This is a genomic window from Altererythrobacter rubellus, assembly GCF_030284385.1.
Classification (GTDB): Bacteria; Pseudomonadota; Alphaproteobacteria; order Sphingomonadales; family Sphingomonadaceae; genus Erythrobacter; species Erythrobacter rubellus.
In genome coordinates, this window is record NZ_CP127221.1 from 707,962 (window position 1) to 722,414 (window position 14,453).

A 14,453-nucleotide genomic window follows, 5' to 3' on the forward strand; every position below is an offset into this window, starting at 1 on the left:
TGGAGAGGGAGAGAACGCATGCACAAGCAGGCTAAGCGATATTTTCTATTAGGGGCCGTGACATTCGCACTGGTTGCTTGCGGTCAAGGCGTTGACGCGGATCAGCAAGGCACCGGCGAAGGAACGATCGAACTCGCAGAGTTCCCTGATCGGCCATATTGGGGCGATACCCACCTGCACACAGACAATTCTATCGACGCCTTCGGCTTCGGTGTGCGGCTTGGACCGGAAGAAGCGCTGATGTTCGCCAGCGGTCAGGAAGTCACCGCAACAACCGGGATGCGGGCCAAACTCGCACGTCCGCTCGATTTCCTTGTCATCTCGGATCACTCCGACGGGCTAGGTGCGACACGCAGGCTCTACGATGCGCCTCGGCTTGGCGTCGTTGCCATGGGCGATGAGACTATGCTGCGTTGGTATGACATGATGCACGAGAGCCCAGAGCAGTCACAGCGCGCGATCGGCGAGTTGATCACTGCTGCTGCTAACGGAACCCTTCCGGAGGCGATGACGAACAATCCAGAGGAGCAGGACGCTGCCACGGCCGAAATCTGGGGCGCGCACCTGGAAATGCTTGATCGCTACAATAAGCCGGGTAAATTCACGGCCTTTGCTGGGTTCGAATATACGCTGATGCCAGACGGAAACAATCTCCACCGCGTGGTGATGTTTCGTGACGGGCTGGACAGGACTGGGCAAGTCCTGCCTTACCCGGGGATCAATTCGGATATCGAAGGCCTTTGGGACTATATGCTTGCCTACGAGCAAGCAACGGGAGGGCAGGCGCTTGCTATCCCACATAATTCGAACCTCTCTAATGGCTTGATGTTCGAACTGACTATGCCCGGCGGCGGGCCGATAACGGCTGAGTACGCACGTAAGCGTGCAGCGGCGGAGCCGGTGGTCGAAGTTACCCAGATTAAAGGAGACAGCGAAGCGCATCCGTTCCTGTCACCCAATGACGAGATGGCGGGCTTTGGTGTCAAAGGCTGGGAGCTGGGCAATCTGCCACTGACCCGCGAAACCACCAACGATATGCTCGCGGGCAATTACATACGCGAGGCTTTGAAGCGCGGATTGTCGCTCGAAGAACAATTGGGTGTAAATCCCTATGCTTTCGGGATGATTGGCTCGACTGACAGCCACACTTCGCTGGCAACAGGCGACGAGGACAATTTCTACGGAAAGCATACCGGCAATGAGCCGAGCTATCAGGATCGCGCCCTCGAGGGCCAGAATCTAGGAACGCGCATTGGGCGCTTTGGCTGGCATTATCTGGCTGGCGGCTATGCCGCGGCTTGGGCGCGGGGCAATACCCGCGCAGAGATATTCGACGCGTTTCAAAGGCGCGAGGTCTATGCCACGACCGGCCCGCGCATGACGGTGCGCCTGTTTGGTGGCTTTGATTTCTCTGAGGCGGATTGGGACGGCGATTGGGTGCGTGCGGGCTATACTCGCGGCGTACCTATGGGCGGAGAACTGGAAGACCGCGGCAACGCGCCGACTTTCCTGATCTCGGCTCTTAAGGACCCCGACGGCGCGAACCTTGACCGTGTTCAGGTCGTCAAAGGCTGGGTAGATAGCGCAGGCGAGCTGCAAGAACGCGTGTATGACGTATCCTGGAGCGACATGGACAAGCGCTCTCGAGTGGGCGGAAATGTCCCGGCAGTAGGTGACACCGTTGATCGCGCCACCGCGACCTATACCAACGATATTGGCGCCGCTGAGCTACGAACAGCGTGGACAGATCCGGATTATGTCGAGGGGCAGCGCGCCTTCTACTACGTGCGTGTGATCGAGATACCTACGCCGCGCTGGACACTGTTCGATGCGGTGCGCTTCGGCATCGAGTTGCCTGAAGATGCGATGGCGGATGCAGTGGCGCAGGAGCGCGCTTACTCATCTCCGATATGGCTTAAGCCGGCACCGCCAGCGATTATGGAGCAACAATGACGCTACCAAACTGGGCGCGCGAGCCTCTCGTACATTTTCTGGTAGCCGGCATCGTCATCTTTACGCTGCTGGCGTGGCGGGGCGGTGATGTCGATCCTGCCAGCCGCACAATCGAAGTCGACCGCGAACAGCAAGCGCAAATTGCTTTGGTATTTGAGCGGACGATGAACCGTGCGCCGACCGATGCGGAGCTGGATGCGCAGATAGAGGCGTATGTGCGCGACGAGATCCTATACCGAGAGGCCTTGCGGCTGGGGCTCGACCAAGGCGATGCCGTGGTCCGGCGGCGCATGGCGCAGAAGATGGACATCCTTGCCAGCTCGCAAGCCGAAACAGTCCAGCCTTCGGAAGAGACATTGCGCGTGCACTACGATGCCAACCCGCAAGCCTTCGCGAGTGACGTGAGATACACGCTGGATCAGCTGTGGTTCGAGGACAGAAAGGGTGCAGAGCGAGCCCTGACCTATGTCGAGACGGCTGATGACGCGTTTCAACTTGGCCAAAGGATCAGCCTGCCACCATCGGTTGATGCGATGACGAGCAAAGAGCTTGCGGACAGGTTCGGGATGCAGTTCGCACAAAATCTGGATGGTCTGGAGCCTGGTGAAAATTGGCAGGGGCCGGTTGGATCGGGGCTGGGCTGGCACCTGGTTCGGCTTAAAGTTCGTGACGCTTCCAAAGTGCCTCCGTTTGAAAATGTTCGGTCTGATGTTGAAGATCACTGGCGCACTCAGACAATCGCCCGCCGCAAGGAAGAGGCTTTCCAGCTATTGCGGGATTCCTACAAGGTGACGGTCAAAAAGTGAGAGCACTTCTCGCTCTGGCTTTGGCATTTTTTGCCGCGTTTCCAGCTATGGCAGACGAAATTCGGCCGTTCTCGATCGAATTCGCGGAACAAGAAAAAGGCGTCTGGGCACTCAACTGGAAGCAACCTGTTTCGGCGCTCAACGGAACCGAAATCATTCTGCCCCGAATTCCAGAGAATTGTTCTCTCCAAGGTGAGCCAGTGGTCAGGACAGTCAATCTCGCTTTCATTGGCCATGCTGACGTAGCGTGTGACGGTGACATCGCGGGCCAGACTTTTGCGTTGCCGCAGCTGCTGGGCGGAGCCGATGCTTTGCTGCGAGTTCTGCCTCTGGATGCGCCTGCGCAAACCCATCGTCTGACTGCAAGCGAACCCTCCGTCACCATCTCCGCGCAACCGGGCGCGTGGCAGGTGTTCACCACTTATCTGGTCATCGGTGCAGAGCACATTCTGTTTGGCTGGGATCACTTGCTGTTCGTGATTGCGCTGGTGCTGCTCGTGCAGAAGGGATGGGCGGTTGTTAAGGCGGCCACAGCGTTCACAGTGGCGCATTCCATCACATTGGTCGCGTCGACCCTGGGCTATGCAGGATTGCCGCAAGGCCCGGTGGAAGCCCTGATTGCGCTCTCGATTGTTTTCCTGGCGGTTGAGCTGACGACAACAGACCGCGAGACGTGGACGCGGCGCTGGCCGTGGATTGTCGCTTTCGGGTTCGGACTATTGCACGGATTTGGCTTTGCCGGAGCCTTACGCGAGATCGGCTTGCCCGAAGGAGAAGTCCCGGCGGCGTTGCTGGCATTCAATCTGGGCGTCGAAGCAGGACAGCTAATGGTTGTCGCAGCCGTACTTCTGCTGCGTTCAGCCATTCAACGGCTGGTGCCAAAGGCTGAAGCACCCGCGCTGAAATTTACGACCTATGCGATCGGGATCACTGCCGCTTACTGGCTGGTCGACCGGGTCATTTCATGACTGTCGCCACCTAGCGCTAGCCACAGTTGGACGCGTGCCCAGTTGGCTTGTCCAATTGCGATGGCCAGCCGCTCTCCGCTGGCATCGGCAGCACGGCGTGCTTCCAGCACGGTGAGGAAGTCGGCGAGACCTGCGCGATAGCGTGTCTCTGCCAGAACATAGGCTCGCTCAAGCTCTGCATTCTCGCGCGCAGCGGAATCCACTTGAGCATCGCTTCCTGTCACTGCGCCATAGGCAGATTCGGTCTCGCCCAAGGCATTGAATACTGCACCGCGATAGGCCGCAAACGCGGTGCGTTTACCGGCAGCCGCGCCATCGATTTGCGCTTCGATGCGTCCGAAATCGAGCAATGGTGCGGTCAGACTACCTGCGGCTGTGTAGACATCGCTACCGTCGTCGAACAGCTTGCTGAAATCGAAGGCCAACAGGCCCAGCGCACCCGATAAAGTGAGCCGAGGAAAGCGCAATTTTGCCGCAGCGGCAAGGTCAGCATCCGCGGCGGCAAGCTCAGCTGCGGCAACGCGCACGTCGGGTCGGTGGGTCAGCAGAAGCGAAGGAAGCGCAACCGGGGCTGCCGACACCCGATCATCCTCTGGTTCTTCGAGAAGCTGGCTGCCAATAGTCAGCGGCGACTGAGCAGTCAGTGCTACCAGCCGACCGAGAATTCGTGCTCTTTCGCCCGACAGCGCAGCGATGCGCGAGCGTGACTGGCTCGCCGCTGCCTCTGCACGAACGCGATCGAAGCCCGGGGCAAGTCCAGCTTCTTCGCGCTTGGTGGCAAGTTCAGCCAACCGTTCGGCTGCATAAAGGTCCTGCGCCAGTGCCCGCGTGCGTGCATCGTTGGTTCGCCAGTCGATGACAGCGCCGGCAATCTCGGCGAGTAAGGTAATTCGAACAGCTTCCGAGTTGGCGCTGGCTGCATCAAGCCGCGCAAGGGCAGCGCGCTCGCTCGCCTTCAGGCGCCCAAAGATATCGATCTCCCAGCTAGCCGTCAGGTTTCCTGCATACGATGTTCGCTCAGTGTCAAACGCCGCACCACCGGGTAAATCGACCCCGAATTGTGCAGGATTGGTTCGGTTCGCTGTGACCGATGCAGATGCGCCGACAGACGGAAGAAGGGCGGCTCCGGCTCCGCTTGCATTGGCGCGGGCGGCATCAACGCGTGCCACAGCCTCGGCCAGACTAGGCGCGTCTTGAAGCGCGAGTTCAGCGAACGTTTCGAACGCTGGGTCATCCGTTGGTAACAACTGCGCCAAGCTGGCCGCTTCTTTTGTTTCTGGCGAATAGATGAATTCTTCCGGCAGTTCGGGTGCCGGGGTCGCGATTTCAGGTGGTGGACCTGCAACGCAGCCCGCAAGCGCAAGCGAAGCAGCAGCCAAGAAGGATGTTGAACGAGGCATCATTGCTCTTTCGCTTCCGCCGCCGGAATGAAGGCATCGACTTGCTGGCCGACACGGAAGACCTCGCGAGCCTCAGCGGGTAGGGCAAAGATCATCTGCATTACCCGCACATCAACCCGTTCGGCCGCTGAATTGGTAAGTGATCTCTTGGGAACGACAAGTGGCTCTGCTCTTACAAAAGTGGCTTCGAAACGTTGTTCGGCGGCGCCTCTTGGCGAAACAATTGCTGGTTTTCCTTGAGCGACGCGTGTCGCCTCATCCTCATCAATGTCGATGCGGATGTGCAGCGGGCGGGTTTCGCCCATGCGAATGAAGGGTTCGCTGTTCCCGCCCATCGTCGAAACGAATTCGCCTGGCCGGATATTGACTGCCAGTATCTCGCCCGCAATCGGCGCGCGCACAGTCAGGCGCTCCAGCTCTGTGCGTGCACTGCCGGCAGCGGCCTGCGCCGCCGCGAGGCGGGCTTGCGAAAGCTGCAGGCGTGACGCGGCAGATGCAGCCGAGCCCTCTGCGCGGATCACTTCTGTACGGCTGACGGCTGCTGGGTCTTCGATTGCGGTATAAAGGTCGAGCTGCTGCTGAGCGGTATCGCGCGCGGTCTGCGCTTCAGCGATGGCAGCACGCGCTTCAGCGATGGCGGCATTCGCTTCGCTGAGGCGCGCGCGCGCCGCCCGTTGGTCTACCACGAAAAGAAGCTCGCCCATGTCAACAAAGTCACCCGGCACCACGCGCAGGTCTGTGACCAGCCCCGATATTGCGGTGCCGATATCGATGATCTCGCTCGAAGGCTCGACTACGCCAGCGCCAGCAACGCGCGGCGAATCTGCCAACTCACCGCTTGCTTTCAGGGGAGTTTCTTCCGGCTCGGCCAAGTCTCGATCCGGCAGATTGCTCCAGATGAAGAATACCGCGATGATCAGGCCAATCACGGCAATTATTGGAAGCGCCTTCCGAGAGAAGCTGATATTTTCTGGGAGGATAGCCATATCAGTGGTCCTTCGGCATCTCTGTGCCGTCATGGGTTATGCGTCCGTCCTCCAGAACGAGGATGCGGTCAGCGAGGTCAAAAATTCGGTTGTCATGTGTGACGATGATGCAGGCCCGGTCTTCTGAGACCGCCACTTCGCGCAGCAAGTCCATGACGCGCCGCCCGGATGTGGCATCAAGCGCAGCGGTCGGTTCATCGCACACAACCAGACGCGGTTCGTGCACAAGCGCACGGGCAATCGCGACGCGCTGTTGTTGCCCGCCAGAGAGCTGGTTGGGAAGCTTTCCCGCCTGATCGTCAATGTTCAGTTTTTCCAGCATCGCGACCGCTTTTTCACGCGCTTCATGGCGATCCTCGCCACGTGCAATCAACGGAACAGCCGCGTTGGATGCGGCATCGATCGACGGGATCAGGTTGTATTGCTGGAAAATGAAACCGATGTTGTCGAGCCTGAAGTTGACGAGTTCGGTGTCCTCCAGATCGTAAATCTCAGTTCCGAACACACGAACATCGCCTTCGGTCGGATAGAGAATGCCGCACATGATCGAGATAAGCGTGGTCTTGCCCGAACCGCTTTCACCAACAAGGTAAGTCATCTTGCCTGGTTCGATATCGACATCGATATTGTGCAACACGCGTTGCGTCTGCTGACCGGTTTGGAAATCGCGCGAGATATTGCGCGCGCAGATCGCGGCATTCGGGTCACAGCCCCCGATGGCTCTGGTATCGATTATCATCTGAACACCGCCGCTGGTTCTGTTTTGAGGACGCTGCGCAGGCTGAGCCAGCCTGTGATCGCAAGGATAATCACGACCGCTACCATGCTGATCAACGGAATTTGCCAGGGAATATAGAAACCTTTGAAGAACGGGTTTCCGCTGAAGGACCACATGAACCAGACTGTGCCGAGCACGCCCAAAGCGTAGCCAATGAAACCAACCAGTGACGCTTGCGCCACAACCATCCGCCGGATCTTGGCATTAGTCACACCGATCGCCTTCAGCGCGCCGAATTGCTTGATATTGTCGCGGATGAACAGGCTGAATGTCAGGCCGACAATCGCTACACCCACCACGAATCCCAAAATAACCGTGATCCCGAAATTGGTAGGGATGCCGGTGTTCTGAATGATGAAGTTGACACCCGCTCTGGCAAATTCCTCACGGGTTTCGGCTTTGAGGCCTGTCTGGGCCTCGATACGCTGAGCGACCGCTTCGGGTATCTCGCCTTCGGTGATGCCCACCAGGACGAAGCTCATGCGGTTGCGGGTGCCCGGGACGAAATTCAGCGCCCGACTATATTTGGTATAAAGAACCGCGGTGCTGGTGAAGGCCGGGATCGTATCGGCCATTCCCAGTATGACCGCGCGTTGGTCATTGAGTTCCAACCGCTCGCCCACGGGATCAAAGCCGGCCCCGAACATGTTGATGGTGCCGCCATCGTCAATAATAACGGCGTCGGGTTCTGAAAGAACACTTCGCGATCCTTTGAACAGGCTCTTGGGCAAACCGATCAGCGTAGTATCGTCCACGCCGATGATCGCCACTTGTTCAAGGTCACCTTCCCGCGTTCGCACTGAAGCAACCGAGCGAAGATGCGGAACTGCCCATTCGACGCCGGGAACTGCTCGCACCTGATCCAAGGCAGTGGCAGGCATGGCGTAATTTACGTCGGTCGTGCGGCTGACCGGGTCCATCACCCAGACTTGCGCATTCGGTTCATTATACACGCCGCTGGCGCCACGTTCGATGAGATTGACGAATATCGTCAGCTGTTGGGTGATCAGCAGGGTAGAGAAGGCGATACCGAACAAAAGACCGTAGAATTTGGTCTTGTCACCGGTGAGCATGCGGATAGCGATCCACAGCATGGGAGAAACCTTTGCGACTGGGTGGGGTTGCCGAATCTGCGAAACAACACCATTATTGAACGGTAACGTTTAATTGAACGGAGGCGTTCAGCTTGTCAACTGACAAAGAGCCAGCGAGTTCCATGTGTGCAGATTTTCCTGTGCCGAAGGGGCGTGGGCGCCCGGCCGATCTTGCCAAGCGCGAAGCGATGGTCGCCGCAGCGGCGCGGAGCTTTTTCGATATCGGGTATGAAGCAACTTCAATCGAACAGATCGCGGCTGACGCCGGGGTTTCAAAGGTTACGGTTTACAACCACTTTGGTGACAAACGCTCTCTATTCGGTGCGGCTGTTGAGCATGAATGTGAACGCCTTCGCGGCTTGTTCGCGATCGACCCGAACTCTGCGGGGTCTTTGGCGCAGCGATTGACCTTGATTGGCGCCGGGATGAGCGAGTTTCTTGCCCGTCCCGAACTGGTCAGGTTCGACCGGCGCGTAGCCGCCGAAACGGAGCGAGATCCCGAAATTGGAAGAGCGTTTCTGAATGCCGGGCCCTACCGGATGAAAGGGGCCTTCACAGCTTTGCTCGAGAGCCTGGTCGGTTCAGGAGAGCTTGATATTGACGATTGCGCCATTGCAGCGGAACAATTCGTTTCGATGGTCAAAGGGATGGGCGATCTTGAGCGTCGTTTCGGTATGGATCGCAACGAAGAGGTCGATCACGCGCGCCTGGAGAACGCTGTAAAAGTTTTCTTGTGCGCCTATGCAACCAAAGGTGCCAGCTAACCGTATCAAATCAATGAGGCGCGGCTATCTTGCCATTCAACTGTGCGCGCCTACATTATGCGGCACGAAAGGAATCTTTGTCCGATGAGCGACCAGAACGATCCACGCGACCCGAACGGCGGCCAAGGCCCTGAGGGACCGAACCCGATGATCAAGACTTTGATGATCTGGGGCGGCATATTCATGGCGCTTCTGCTGACTATTTCGATGTTCAGCAACACTGGCCAAACGCCGGGAACGGCAATCGCATATTCGGAGTTTCGTGAGAAAGTTGCCGAGGGGACAGTCAAGGAAGTTCAGGTCGCGCCGGATCGCATTACCGGTGTGATGAAGAACAATGAGACTTTCAGCACGATTCCCGTGGCAAATGATCCCGGTTTGACAGCTCTATTGGACGACAATGGCGTAAAATATTCCGGGGCGGAGAAGCAGGAGATGGGCATTCTCGCTTATATCCTGATCAATTCGCTGCCTTTCCTGTTGATCCTCGGCATTGCGATCTTCGCTTTGAGGCAAGTTCAAAAAGGCGGCGGCGGCGGAGCCATGGGCTTCGGCAAATCCAAAGCCAAGATGCTGACAGAGCGGCAGGGGCGGGTCACGTTTGACGATGTTGCTGGTATTGATGAAGCGCGTGAAGAGCTTGAAGAAATCGTCGAATTTCTGAAGGATCCGCAGCGTTTCTCCAAGCTTGGCGGTCAAATCCCGAAAGGCGCGCTACTGGTCGGTTCCCCTGGTACCGGTAAGACCCTGCTGGCCCGAGCGATCGCAGGCGAAGCAGGCGTTCCTTTCTTCACCATTTCAGGTTCAGACTTCGTAGAAATGTTTGTTGGCGTCGGCGCGAGCCGCGTGCGCGACATGTTCGAGCAGGCGAAGAAGAACGCGCCATGTATCCTCTTCATTGACGAAATTGATGCGGTCGGCCGCTCGCGTGGCCATGGCCTTGGCAACTCGAACGATGAGCGCGAGCAAACACTGAACCAACTGCTGGTCGAGATGGATGGTTTTGAAGCCAATGAAGGCATCATTATCATTGCCGCAACCAACCGTCCCGATGTCCTGGACCCCGCATTGCTGCGTCCGGGCCGTTTTGACCGTCAGGTTGTTGTGCCCATTCCGGACATCGATGGCCGCGAAAAGATTCTCGGCGTGCACATGAAGAAAGTACCGCTGGCTCCCGATGTGAACCCCCGCACAATTGCGCGCGGTACGCCGGGCTTCTCAGGCGCAGACCTTGCAAACCTCGTCAATGAAGCGGCTCTATTGGCTGCGCGACGCAACAAGCGACTTGTTGCGATGCAGGAGTTTGAAGACGCCAAAGACAAGGTCATGATGGGCACAGAGCGCCGCTCTATGGTCATGACTGATGATGAAAAGAAGATGACGGCCTATCATGAGGCTGGCCATGCTTTGGTTAGCATCAATGAGCCGGCATCTGACCCGATTCACAAGGCGACGATTATTCCGCGCGGCCGCGCGCTGGGCATGGTGATGCGCCTGCCGGAACGGGACAATTACTCATACCATCGCGACAAGATGCACGCGAACCTGGCGGTTGCCATGGGTGGACGCGTGGCTGAAGAAATCATCTTCGGGCACGACAAGGTTTCGTCCGGCGCCTCTGGCGACATCCAGTATGCGACTGATCTGGCGCGCAATATGGTCACTAAATGGGGAATGTCGGACAAGCTTGGTCCGCTCCAGTACGAGCAAAGCCAGGAAGGCTATCTTGGTATGGGGCAGACCGCGCGCACGATGTCCGGCGAAGAGACCAACAAGATGATCGACGCAGAGATCAAGGAATTGGTCGAAGGCGGGTTAAAGCGGGCGACTGAAATACTGACAAGTCAGGAAGACAAGTTGCACCTGCTTGCGCAAGCTATGCTCGAATACGAAACGCTGACCGGTGAAGAGATCGATCAGCTGATGAAGAACGGCAAGATTGATCGTCCCGATCACCCTTCCGGCCCGACACCTGTTGCGCCGACTTCCGGATCTACAGTTCCGAAGGCCGGCAAGAAGTTCGGTGGTGAAGGTGGTGCAGCACCTCAGGGGGCATAGAACCCTACCCGCCGTTCAATTGAATTATCTAAAGGCGCTCGGAGCAATCCGGGCGCCTTTTTCTAATTCAAAATGCACCAAGCAGCAGTAGAATCTGGAAGAACAGCAGCAGGATCATGAGTATGAAAACGTGCAGCAGGTCATGGAAAAATGCTCCTATCGTGCGGTGCAAGTGCGCCTTCTGGCCACATTCGTGGCAATGCTTGCAGGTCAGCTCTGTACCGCAATTGAGGCATGCCCCTTCGGCAAAGTGGCCTTTCTCAATTGGCGTGCCTTCCCTCGATATAGCTCTAGCGAGCAGTCCGCCTTCAGCCGCTGTTCCTAACGCTTCGGTAATGTCGCTCATCAGTCCCCTGCCTGCATTTCGAACGCGGGAACAATGATAAGCAGGTTTCGCGCAAACAAAAAGGCCGCCCGTTGCGGGGCGGCCTCTTCGTAACCAGAGTAGCTGAAAAATCAGCCGTCGAAATCGGTCGCAATCGAATTGGTACGCGTCGGCGCGGAGGCCGTGATACGCATCGCCTCAGCCGACTGGCTCAACGAACCGATATCATCGGCCTCGTCTTCGTCATCAGGCAAAATCTTCTGCAGATTGGTCACAATCGCTTCATGCAGTTCTTTCGGCTTGATGGTCTGCTCGGCGATTTCGCGCAGAGCAACAACGGGGTTCTTGTCCCGGTCGCGATCAATGGTCATTTCTGCACCGCCGGAAATCTCGCGGGCGCGCTGGGCAGCCAGCAAAACGAGATCGAAACGGTTCGGAACCTTGTCTACGCAATCTTCAACGGTAACGCGTGCCATGAAGGCCTCTCATGCAAATAGGTTTGCGGGGAAGCGCGCCAGATAGTTTGCGCGGCGCATTGAGTCAAGAAATTGCACAAACGGCCCGCCTTTGGCTAAAGCGAACGCAATGACCGAACCTGGCGGAACACTGACCAATCCTGATCCCGAGGTTGATTACCGCGATCTGCCGGGTTTCGCGGTACAAGCCAAAGGCCATGACTTGCGTTTCATGTTGTCAGGGCAAGAGCGGCTGGACGGGCTCATTGCGCTGATCGACAGTGCCACGACTTCGCTCAAAATGTGTTTCTACATGTTTCAGGCGGATCACTCGGGCACGATAGTGCGGGGCGCATTGATCCGGGCCGCGCAGCGCGGTGTGCAGGTGCATCTGATTATCGATGCCTTCGGCAGCGATGCTCCGCAAAGTTTCATGGATCCGATCATTCGTGCCGGCGGAAAGGTTAGCGTGTTCCAGTCGCGCTGGAATGTGCGCTACCTTATTCGCAATCATCAGAAATTCGTGATCGCCGATGATGAACGGGTTATCACTGGTGGTTTCAATGTCTCTGACCATTACTTCGCGACTCCGAAGGAAAACGGCTGGTGTGATCTGGGCGTCGCGCTTGAAGGAGCGGCCGTCGGCCGATTTGTCGAATGGTTTGCCGAACTGGAAAAATGGGTCGGCAATGGAGGCTCCCAATTCTTTGCAATCCGCCGCATGGTAAGCGATTGGCATGAAGACGGGGGCGATGTGGAGCTCCTGCTCGGTGGCCCATCGAAGATCACTAGTGCGTGGGCAAGAATCGTGAAGCAGGATCTGGCCCAGGCGGAGCGTCTCAATCTGGTCATGGCCTATTTCTCTCCTCCGCGTAGCATCAGGCGATTGATCCGCATGGTCTCGCGCAAAGGGAAGGCGCGGCTGATAACCGCGGGCAAGTCTGACAACACGACCACGATTGGCGCATCGCGCGCACTTTACGGAGCGCTGCTGCGCGACAATGTCGAGATCTATGAGTTCGACGCCAGCAAACTGCATATGAAATTACTGGTGGTTGATGATGTTACCTATTTCGGCAGCGCGAACTTTGACCTGCGTTCAATCCGTCTCAACCTCGAGCTGATGGTGCGCGTGAAAGATGCCGGACTTGCTGCGAAGATGCGCGAGGTTATCGAGCATATGACCAAGGGTTCCGTGCCGATCACTCAGGAATGGCATGGCGAGCGCGGCAGCTTGATCAATCGTATCCGTTGGCGATTGTCGTGGTTTCTGGTCTCAGTGCTCGACTACACAGTCGCGCGCAGGCTCAATCTTGGGTTGTAAGCTGGCTTAGCCTTCACCCCAGTCCGAATAATCGCGGATGTTGGGCGAAGTGAACTTTGTGATCTCGGCCTGGAAATGCAGCGGCACATTACCGGTTGAGCCGTGACGCTGCTTCGCGACAATCAAAGTGGCTCGGCCTACCAGCTCCTCATGCTTTTCTTCCCATTGGCGATATTTTTCCTTCGCGTCTTCGGAAGAGCTACCATCGGGCGTGTCCGGCTTTAACGAGAGGTGGTAATAGTCACCGCGATAGATGAACCACACCATATCGGCGTCTTGCTCGATTGAACCGGATTCGCGCAGGTCCGAAAGCTGCGGGCGCTTGTCCTCACGTTGCTCAACCGCACGGCTGAGCTGCGATAGTGCAATCACTGGCACGCTCAGCTCTTTCGCAAGCGTTTTCAAACCCCGGCTGATTTCAGAGATTTCATTGACCCGGTTGTCATTCGCGCGGCCAGAGCCTTGCAGCAGCTGGAGGTAGTCGACCACAATCAGGCCAATATCGTGTTTGCGCTTCATCCGGCGCGCGCGGCTACGCAGCGCGGCAATTGTCAGCGCGGGGGTATCGTCGATGTATAAAGGAAGTTCCGCCAATCGCTGACTGGCAAAGGAAAGTTTCTGGAACTCGTCACGCGTCAACTTGCCGCTGCGCAGCGATTCAGAGCTGATCTCTGCCTGCTCGGCCAGAATACGCGTCGCGAGCTGATCCGCGCTCATCTCCAAACTGAAAAACGCCACGGGTGCGCCATATTGGAATTCGCCGCCGTCGCTTTGCCATTTCAAATGCTCTTCCGCGCAATTGAAAGCGATATTGGTCGCCAGCGATGTTTTGCCCATGCCCGGCCGACCAGCGAGGATCACAAGATCCGAATTGTGAAGGCCCGAGGTTTTCCGATCGATCACTTCCAGGCCGGTTGTCTTGCCTGACAGGCCGCCGCCCGAATTCATCGCGGCTTCGGCCATCTTGATGGCTTCCATCGCGGCCTTGCGGAAGCTGGAAGCCTCGTTGCCCGTCGCCGCGCCTTCAGCAACCTTGTATAGCTGGGCTTCTGCTTCAGCCACGCGCTCCATCGGCGCGACATCGTCGCTGGTGTCGAGCGCGCCTTCTACCAGCCCGCGCCCGACGCTGACTAGTTCGCGTAGCAATGCGAGATCATAGATCTGCTGCGCTAACTCGCCTGCCGCCAGCAATCCCAATCCGTCTTGCGTCAGCCCGGCGAGATAGGTCGTCCCGCCAAGCTCCCTGAGTGCCTCGTCAGCCTCGAAATAGGGCTTGAGTGTGACAGGGCTCGCGGTCGCATTGCGCTCAAGCAGCTTGAGAATGCGCTCGTAAATCCGTTCGTGCAGCGGCTCGAAGAAATGGTCCGGGCGTAATGGAGCTTGCAATTCCTCGATCACGCGGTTGTCGATCAGAACTGCGCCGAGGAAGGCGGCCTCCGCTTCAATGTTCGCGGGGAGGCGGGCAGATTTTGTTGCATTGGCTCCTGGCCGCTCAAGAATATCGCTGGTCGACATGCATGTTCATTGCGCGCTGGCAGGGTT

General features: G+C 57.5%; 13 protein-coding genes. 6 read left to right on the plus strand and 7 right to left on the minus strand.

The features are described 5' to 3' along the window. Positions 1–57: 57 nt before the first annotated feature. Genes QQX03_RS03530 through QQX03_RS03540 form a run of 3 tightly spaced genes read left to right on the plus strand, consistent with a single transcriptional unit; the run spans position 58 to position 3,727 of the window. A complete protein-coding gene (locus tag QQX03_RS03530) occupies positions 58–1,953 on the plus strand; it encodes a DUF3604 domain-containing protein (protein ID WP_285976498.1) in 1,896 nt (631 codons plus the stop codon). Beyond that, positions 1,950–2,759 carry a peptidyl-prolyl cis-trans isomerase gene (locus tag QQX03_RS03535; RefSeq protein WP_285976499.1) on the plus strand — a complete coding sequence of 270 codons (810 nt, stop codon included), beginning with the start codon at positions 1,950–1,952 and terminating at the stop codon, positions 2,757–2,759. Before QQX03_RS03530 ends, QQX03_RS03535 begins: the two co-directional genes overlap by 4 nt. Next, positions 2,756–3,727: a HupE/UreJ family protein gene (locus QQX03_RS03540; protein WP_285976500.1), complete on the plus strand. Its 972-nt coding sequence runs from the start codon at positions 2,756–2,758 to the stop codon at positions 3,725–3,727. The genes QQX03_RS03535 and QQX03_RS03540 overlap by 4 nt, the downstream gene beginning before the upstream one ends. Here the strand turns inward: QQX03_RS03540 and QQX03_RS03545 are convergent. From QQX03_RS03545 to QQX03_RS03560, 4 genes are read right to left on the minus strand one after another with little or no spacing between them, the layout of a single operon-like run. Continuing rightward, the gene (locus QQX03_RS03545; protein WP_285976501.1) at positions 3,697–5,130 is read right to left on the minus strand and encodes an efflux transporter outer membrane subunit; all 1,434 of its coding nucleotides are present in this window, start codon (positions 5,128–5,130) and stop codon (positions 3,697–3,699) included. The genes QQX03_RS03540 and QQX03_RS03545 overlap by 31 nt on opposite strands. Continuing rightward, complete coding sequence (locus QQX03_RS03550) at positions 5,127–6,113, minus strand: HlyD family secretion protein (protein ID WP_285976502.1); 987 nt, start codon at positions 6,111–6,113, stop codon at positions 5,127–5,129. The genes QQX03_RS03545 and QQX03_RS03550 overlap by 4 nt, the downstream gene beginning before the upstream one ends. Position 6,114: 1 nt before the next feature. Continuing rightward, positions 6,115–6,852 carry an ABC transporter ATP-binding protein gene (locus QQX03_RS03555; protein WP_285976503.1) on the minus strand — a complete coding sequence of 246 codons (738 nt, stop codon included), beginning with the start codon at positions 6,850–6,852 and terminating at the stop codon, positions 6,115–6,117. Further along, a complete protein-coding gene (locus QQX03_RS03560; RefSeq protein WP_285976504.1) occupies positions 6,849–7,985 on the minus strand; it encodes an ABC transporter permease in 1,137 nt (378 codons plus the stop codon). Before QQX03_RS03560 ends, QQX03_RS03555 begins: the two co-directional genes overlap by 4 nt. Before the next feature lie 92 nt (positions 7,986–8,077). On the opposite strand from QQX03_RS03560, the gene QQX03_RS03565 reads away from it, so the two are divergent. Together QQX03_RS03565 and ftsH are read left to right on the plus strand one after the other, a co-directional pair. After that, positions 8,078–8,749, plus strand: a complete 672-nt coding sequence (locus QQX03_RS03565; RefSeq protein ID WP_285976505.1) for a TetR/AcrR family transcriptional regulator — start codon at positions 8,078–8,080, stop codon at positions 8,747–8,749. Between the two features lie 84 nt (positions 8,750–8,833). Next, positions 8,834–10,807: an ATP-dependent zinc metalloprotease FtsH gene (gene ftsH / locus QQX03_RS03570; RefSeq protein ID WP_285976506.1), complete on the plus strand. Its 1,974-nt coding sequence runs from the start codon at positions 8,834–8,836 to the stop codon at positions 10,805–10,807. Between the two features lie 67 nt (positions 10,808–10,874). Here the strand turns inward: ftsH and QQX03_RS03575 are convergent, their stop codons facing one another. Both QQX03_RS03575 and rpoZ read right to left on the minus strand, forming a co-directional pair. Continuing rightward, positions 10,875–11,153: a hypothetical protein gene (locus tag QQX03_RS03575; protein ID WP_349665848.1), complete on the minus strand. Its 279-nt coding sequence runs from the start codon at positions 11,151–11,153 to the stop codon at positions 10,875–10,877. A 110-nt stretch (positions 11,154–11,263) separates the two neighbouring features. Beyond that, complete coding sequence (gene rpoZ, locus QQX03_RS03580) at positions 11,264–11,608, minus strand: DNA-directed RNA polymerase subunit omega (RefSeq protein WP_285976507.1); 345 nt, start codon at positions 11,606–11,608, stop codon at positions 11,264–11,266. A gap of 109 nt (positions 11,609–11,717) precedes the next feature. Here rpoZ and QQX03_RS03585 point away from each other — a divergent pair, with 109 nt between their 5' ends. Continuing rightward, positions 11,718–12,911, plus strand: coding sequence for a phospholipase D-like domain-containing protein (locus QQX03_RS03585; protein WP_285976508.1), 1,194 nt, complete (start codon positions 11,718–11,720; stop codon positions 12,909–12,911). A gap of 6 nt (positions 12,912–12,917) precedes the next feature. Here the strand turns inward: QQX03_RS03585 and QQX03_RS03590 are convergent, their stop codons facing one another. Then, entirely contained in the window at positions 12,918–14,426 is a 1,509-nt protein-coding gene (locus QQX03_RS03590; protein WP_285976509.1) for a replicative DNA helicase, read from the minus strand. Positions 14,427–14,453 lie beyond the last annotated feature (27 nt).

What these genes read in the sequence shown, in the direction of transcription:
- QQX03_RS03535 (WP_285976499.1), top strand. Translation starts at nt 1,950, where the DNA reads ATGACGCTACCAAACTGGGCGCGCGAGCCTCTCGTACATTTTCTGGTA.
- rpoZ (WP_285976507.1), bottom strand. Translation starts at nt 11,608, where the DNA reads ATGGCACGCGTTACCGTTGAAGATTGCGTAGACAAGGTTCCGAACCGT.
- QQX03_RS03575 (WP_349665848.1), bottom strand. Translation starts at nt 11,153, where the DNA reads ATGAGCGACATTACCGAAGCGTTAGGAACAGCGGCTGAAGGCGGACTG.
- ftsH (WP_285976506.1), top strand. Translation starts at nt 8,834, where the DNA reads ATGAGCGACCAGAACGATCCACGCGACCCGAACGGCGGCCAAGGCCCT.
- QQX03_RS03560 (WP_285976504.1), bottom strand. Translation starts at nt 7,985, where the DNA reads ATGCTGTGGATCGCTATCCGCATGCTCACCGGTGACAAGACCAAATTC.
- QQX03_RS03555 (WP_285976503.1), bottom strand. Translation starts at nt 6,852, where the DNA reads ATGATAATCGATACCAGAGCCATCGGGGGCTGTGACCCGAATGCCGCG.
- QQX03_RS03545 (WP_285976501.1), bottom strand. Translation starts at nt 5,130, where the DNA reads ATGATGCCTCGTTCAACATCCTTCTTGGCTGCTGCTTCGCTTGCGCTT.
- QQX03_RS03585 (WP_285976508.1), top strand. Translation starts at nt 11,718, where the DNA reads ATGACCGAACCTGGCGGAACACTGACCAATCCTGATCCCGAGGTTGAT.
- QQX03_RS03590 (WP_285976509.1), bottom strand. Translation starts at nt 14,426, where the DNA reads ATGTCGACCAGCGATATTCTTGAGCGGCCAGGAGCCAATGCAACAAAA.
- QQX03_RS03550 (WP_285976502.1), bottom strand. Translation starts at nt 6,113, where the DNA reads ATGGCTATCCTCCCAGAAAATATCAGCTTCTCTCGGAAGGCGCTTCCA.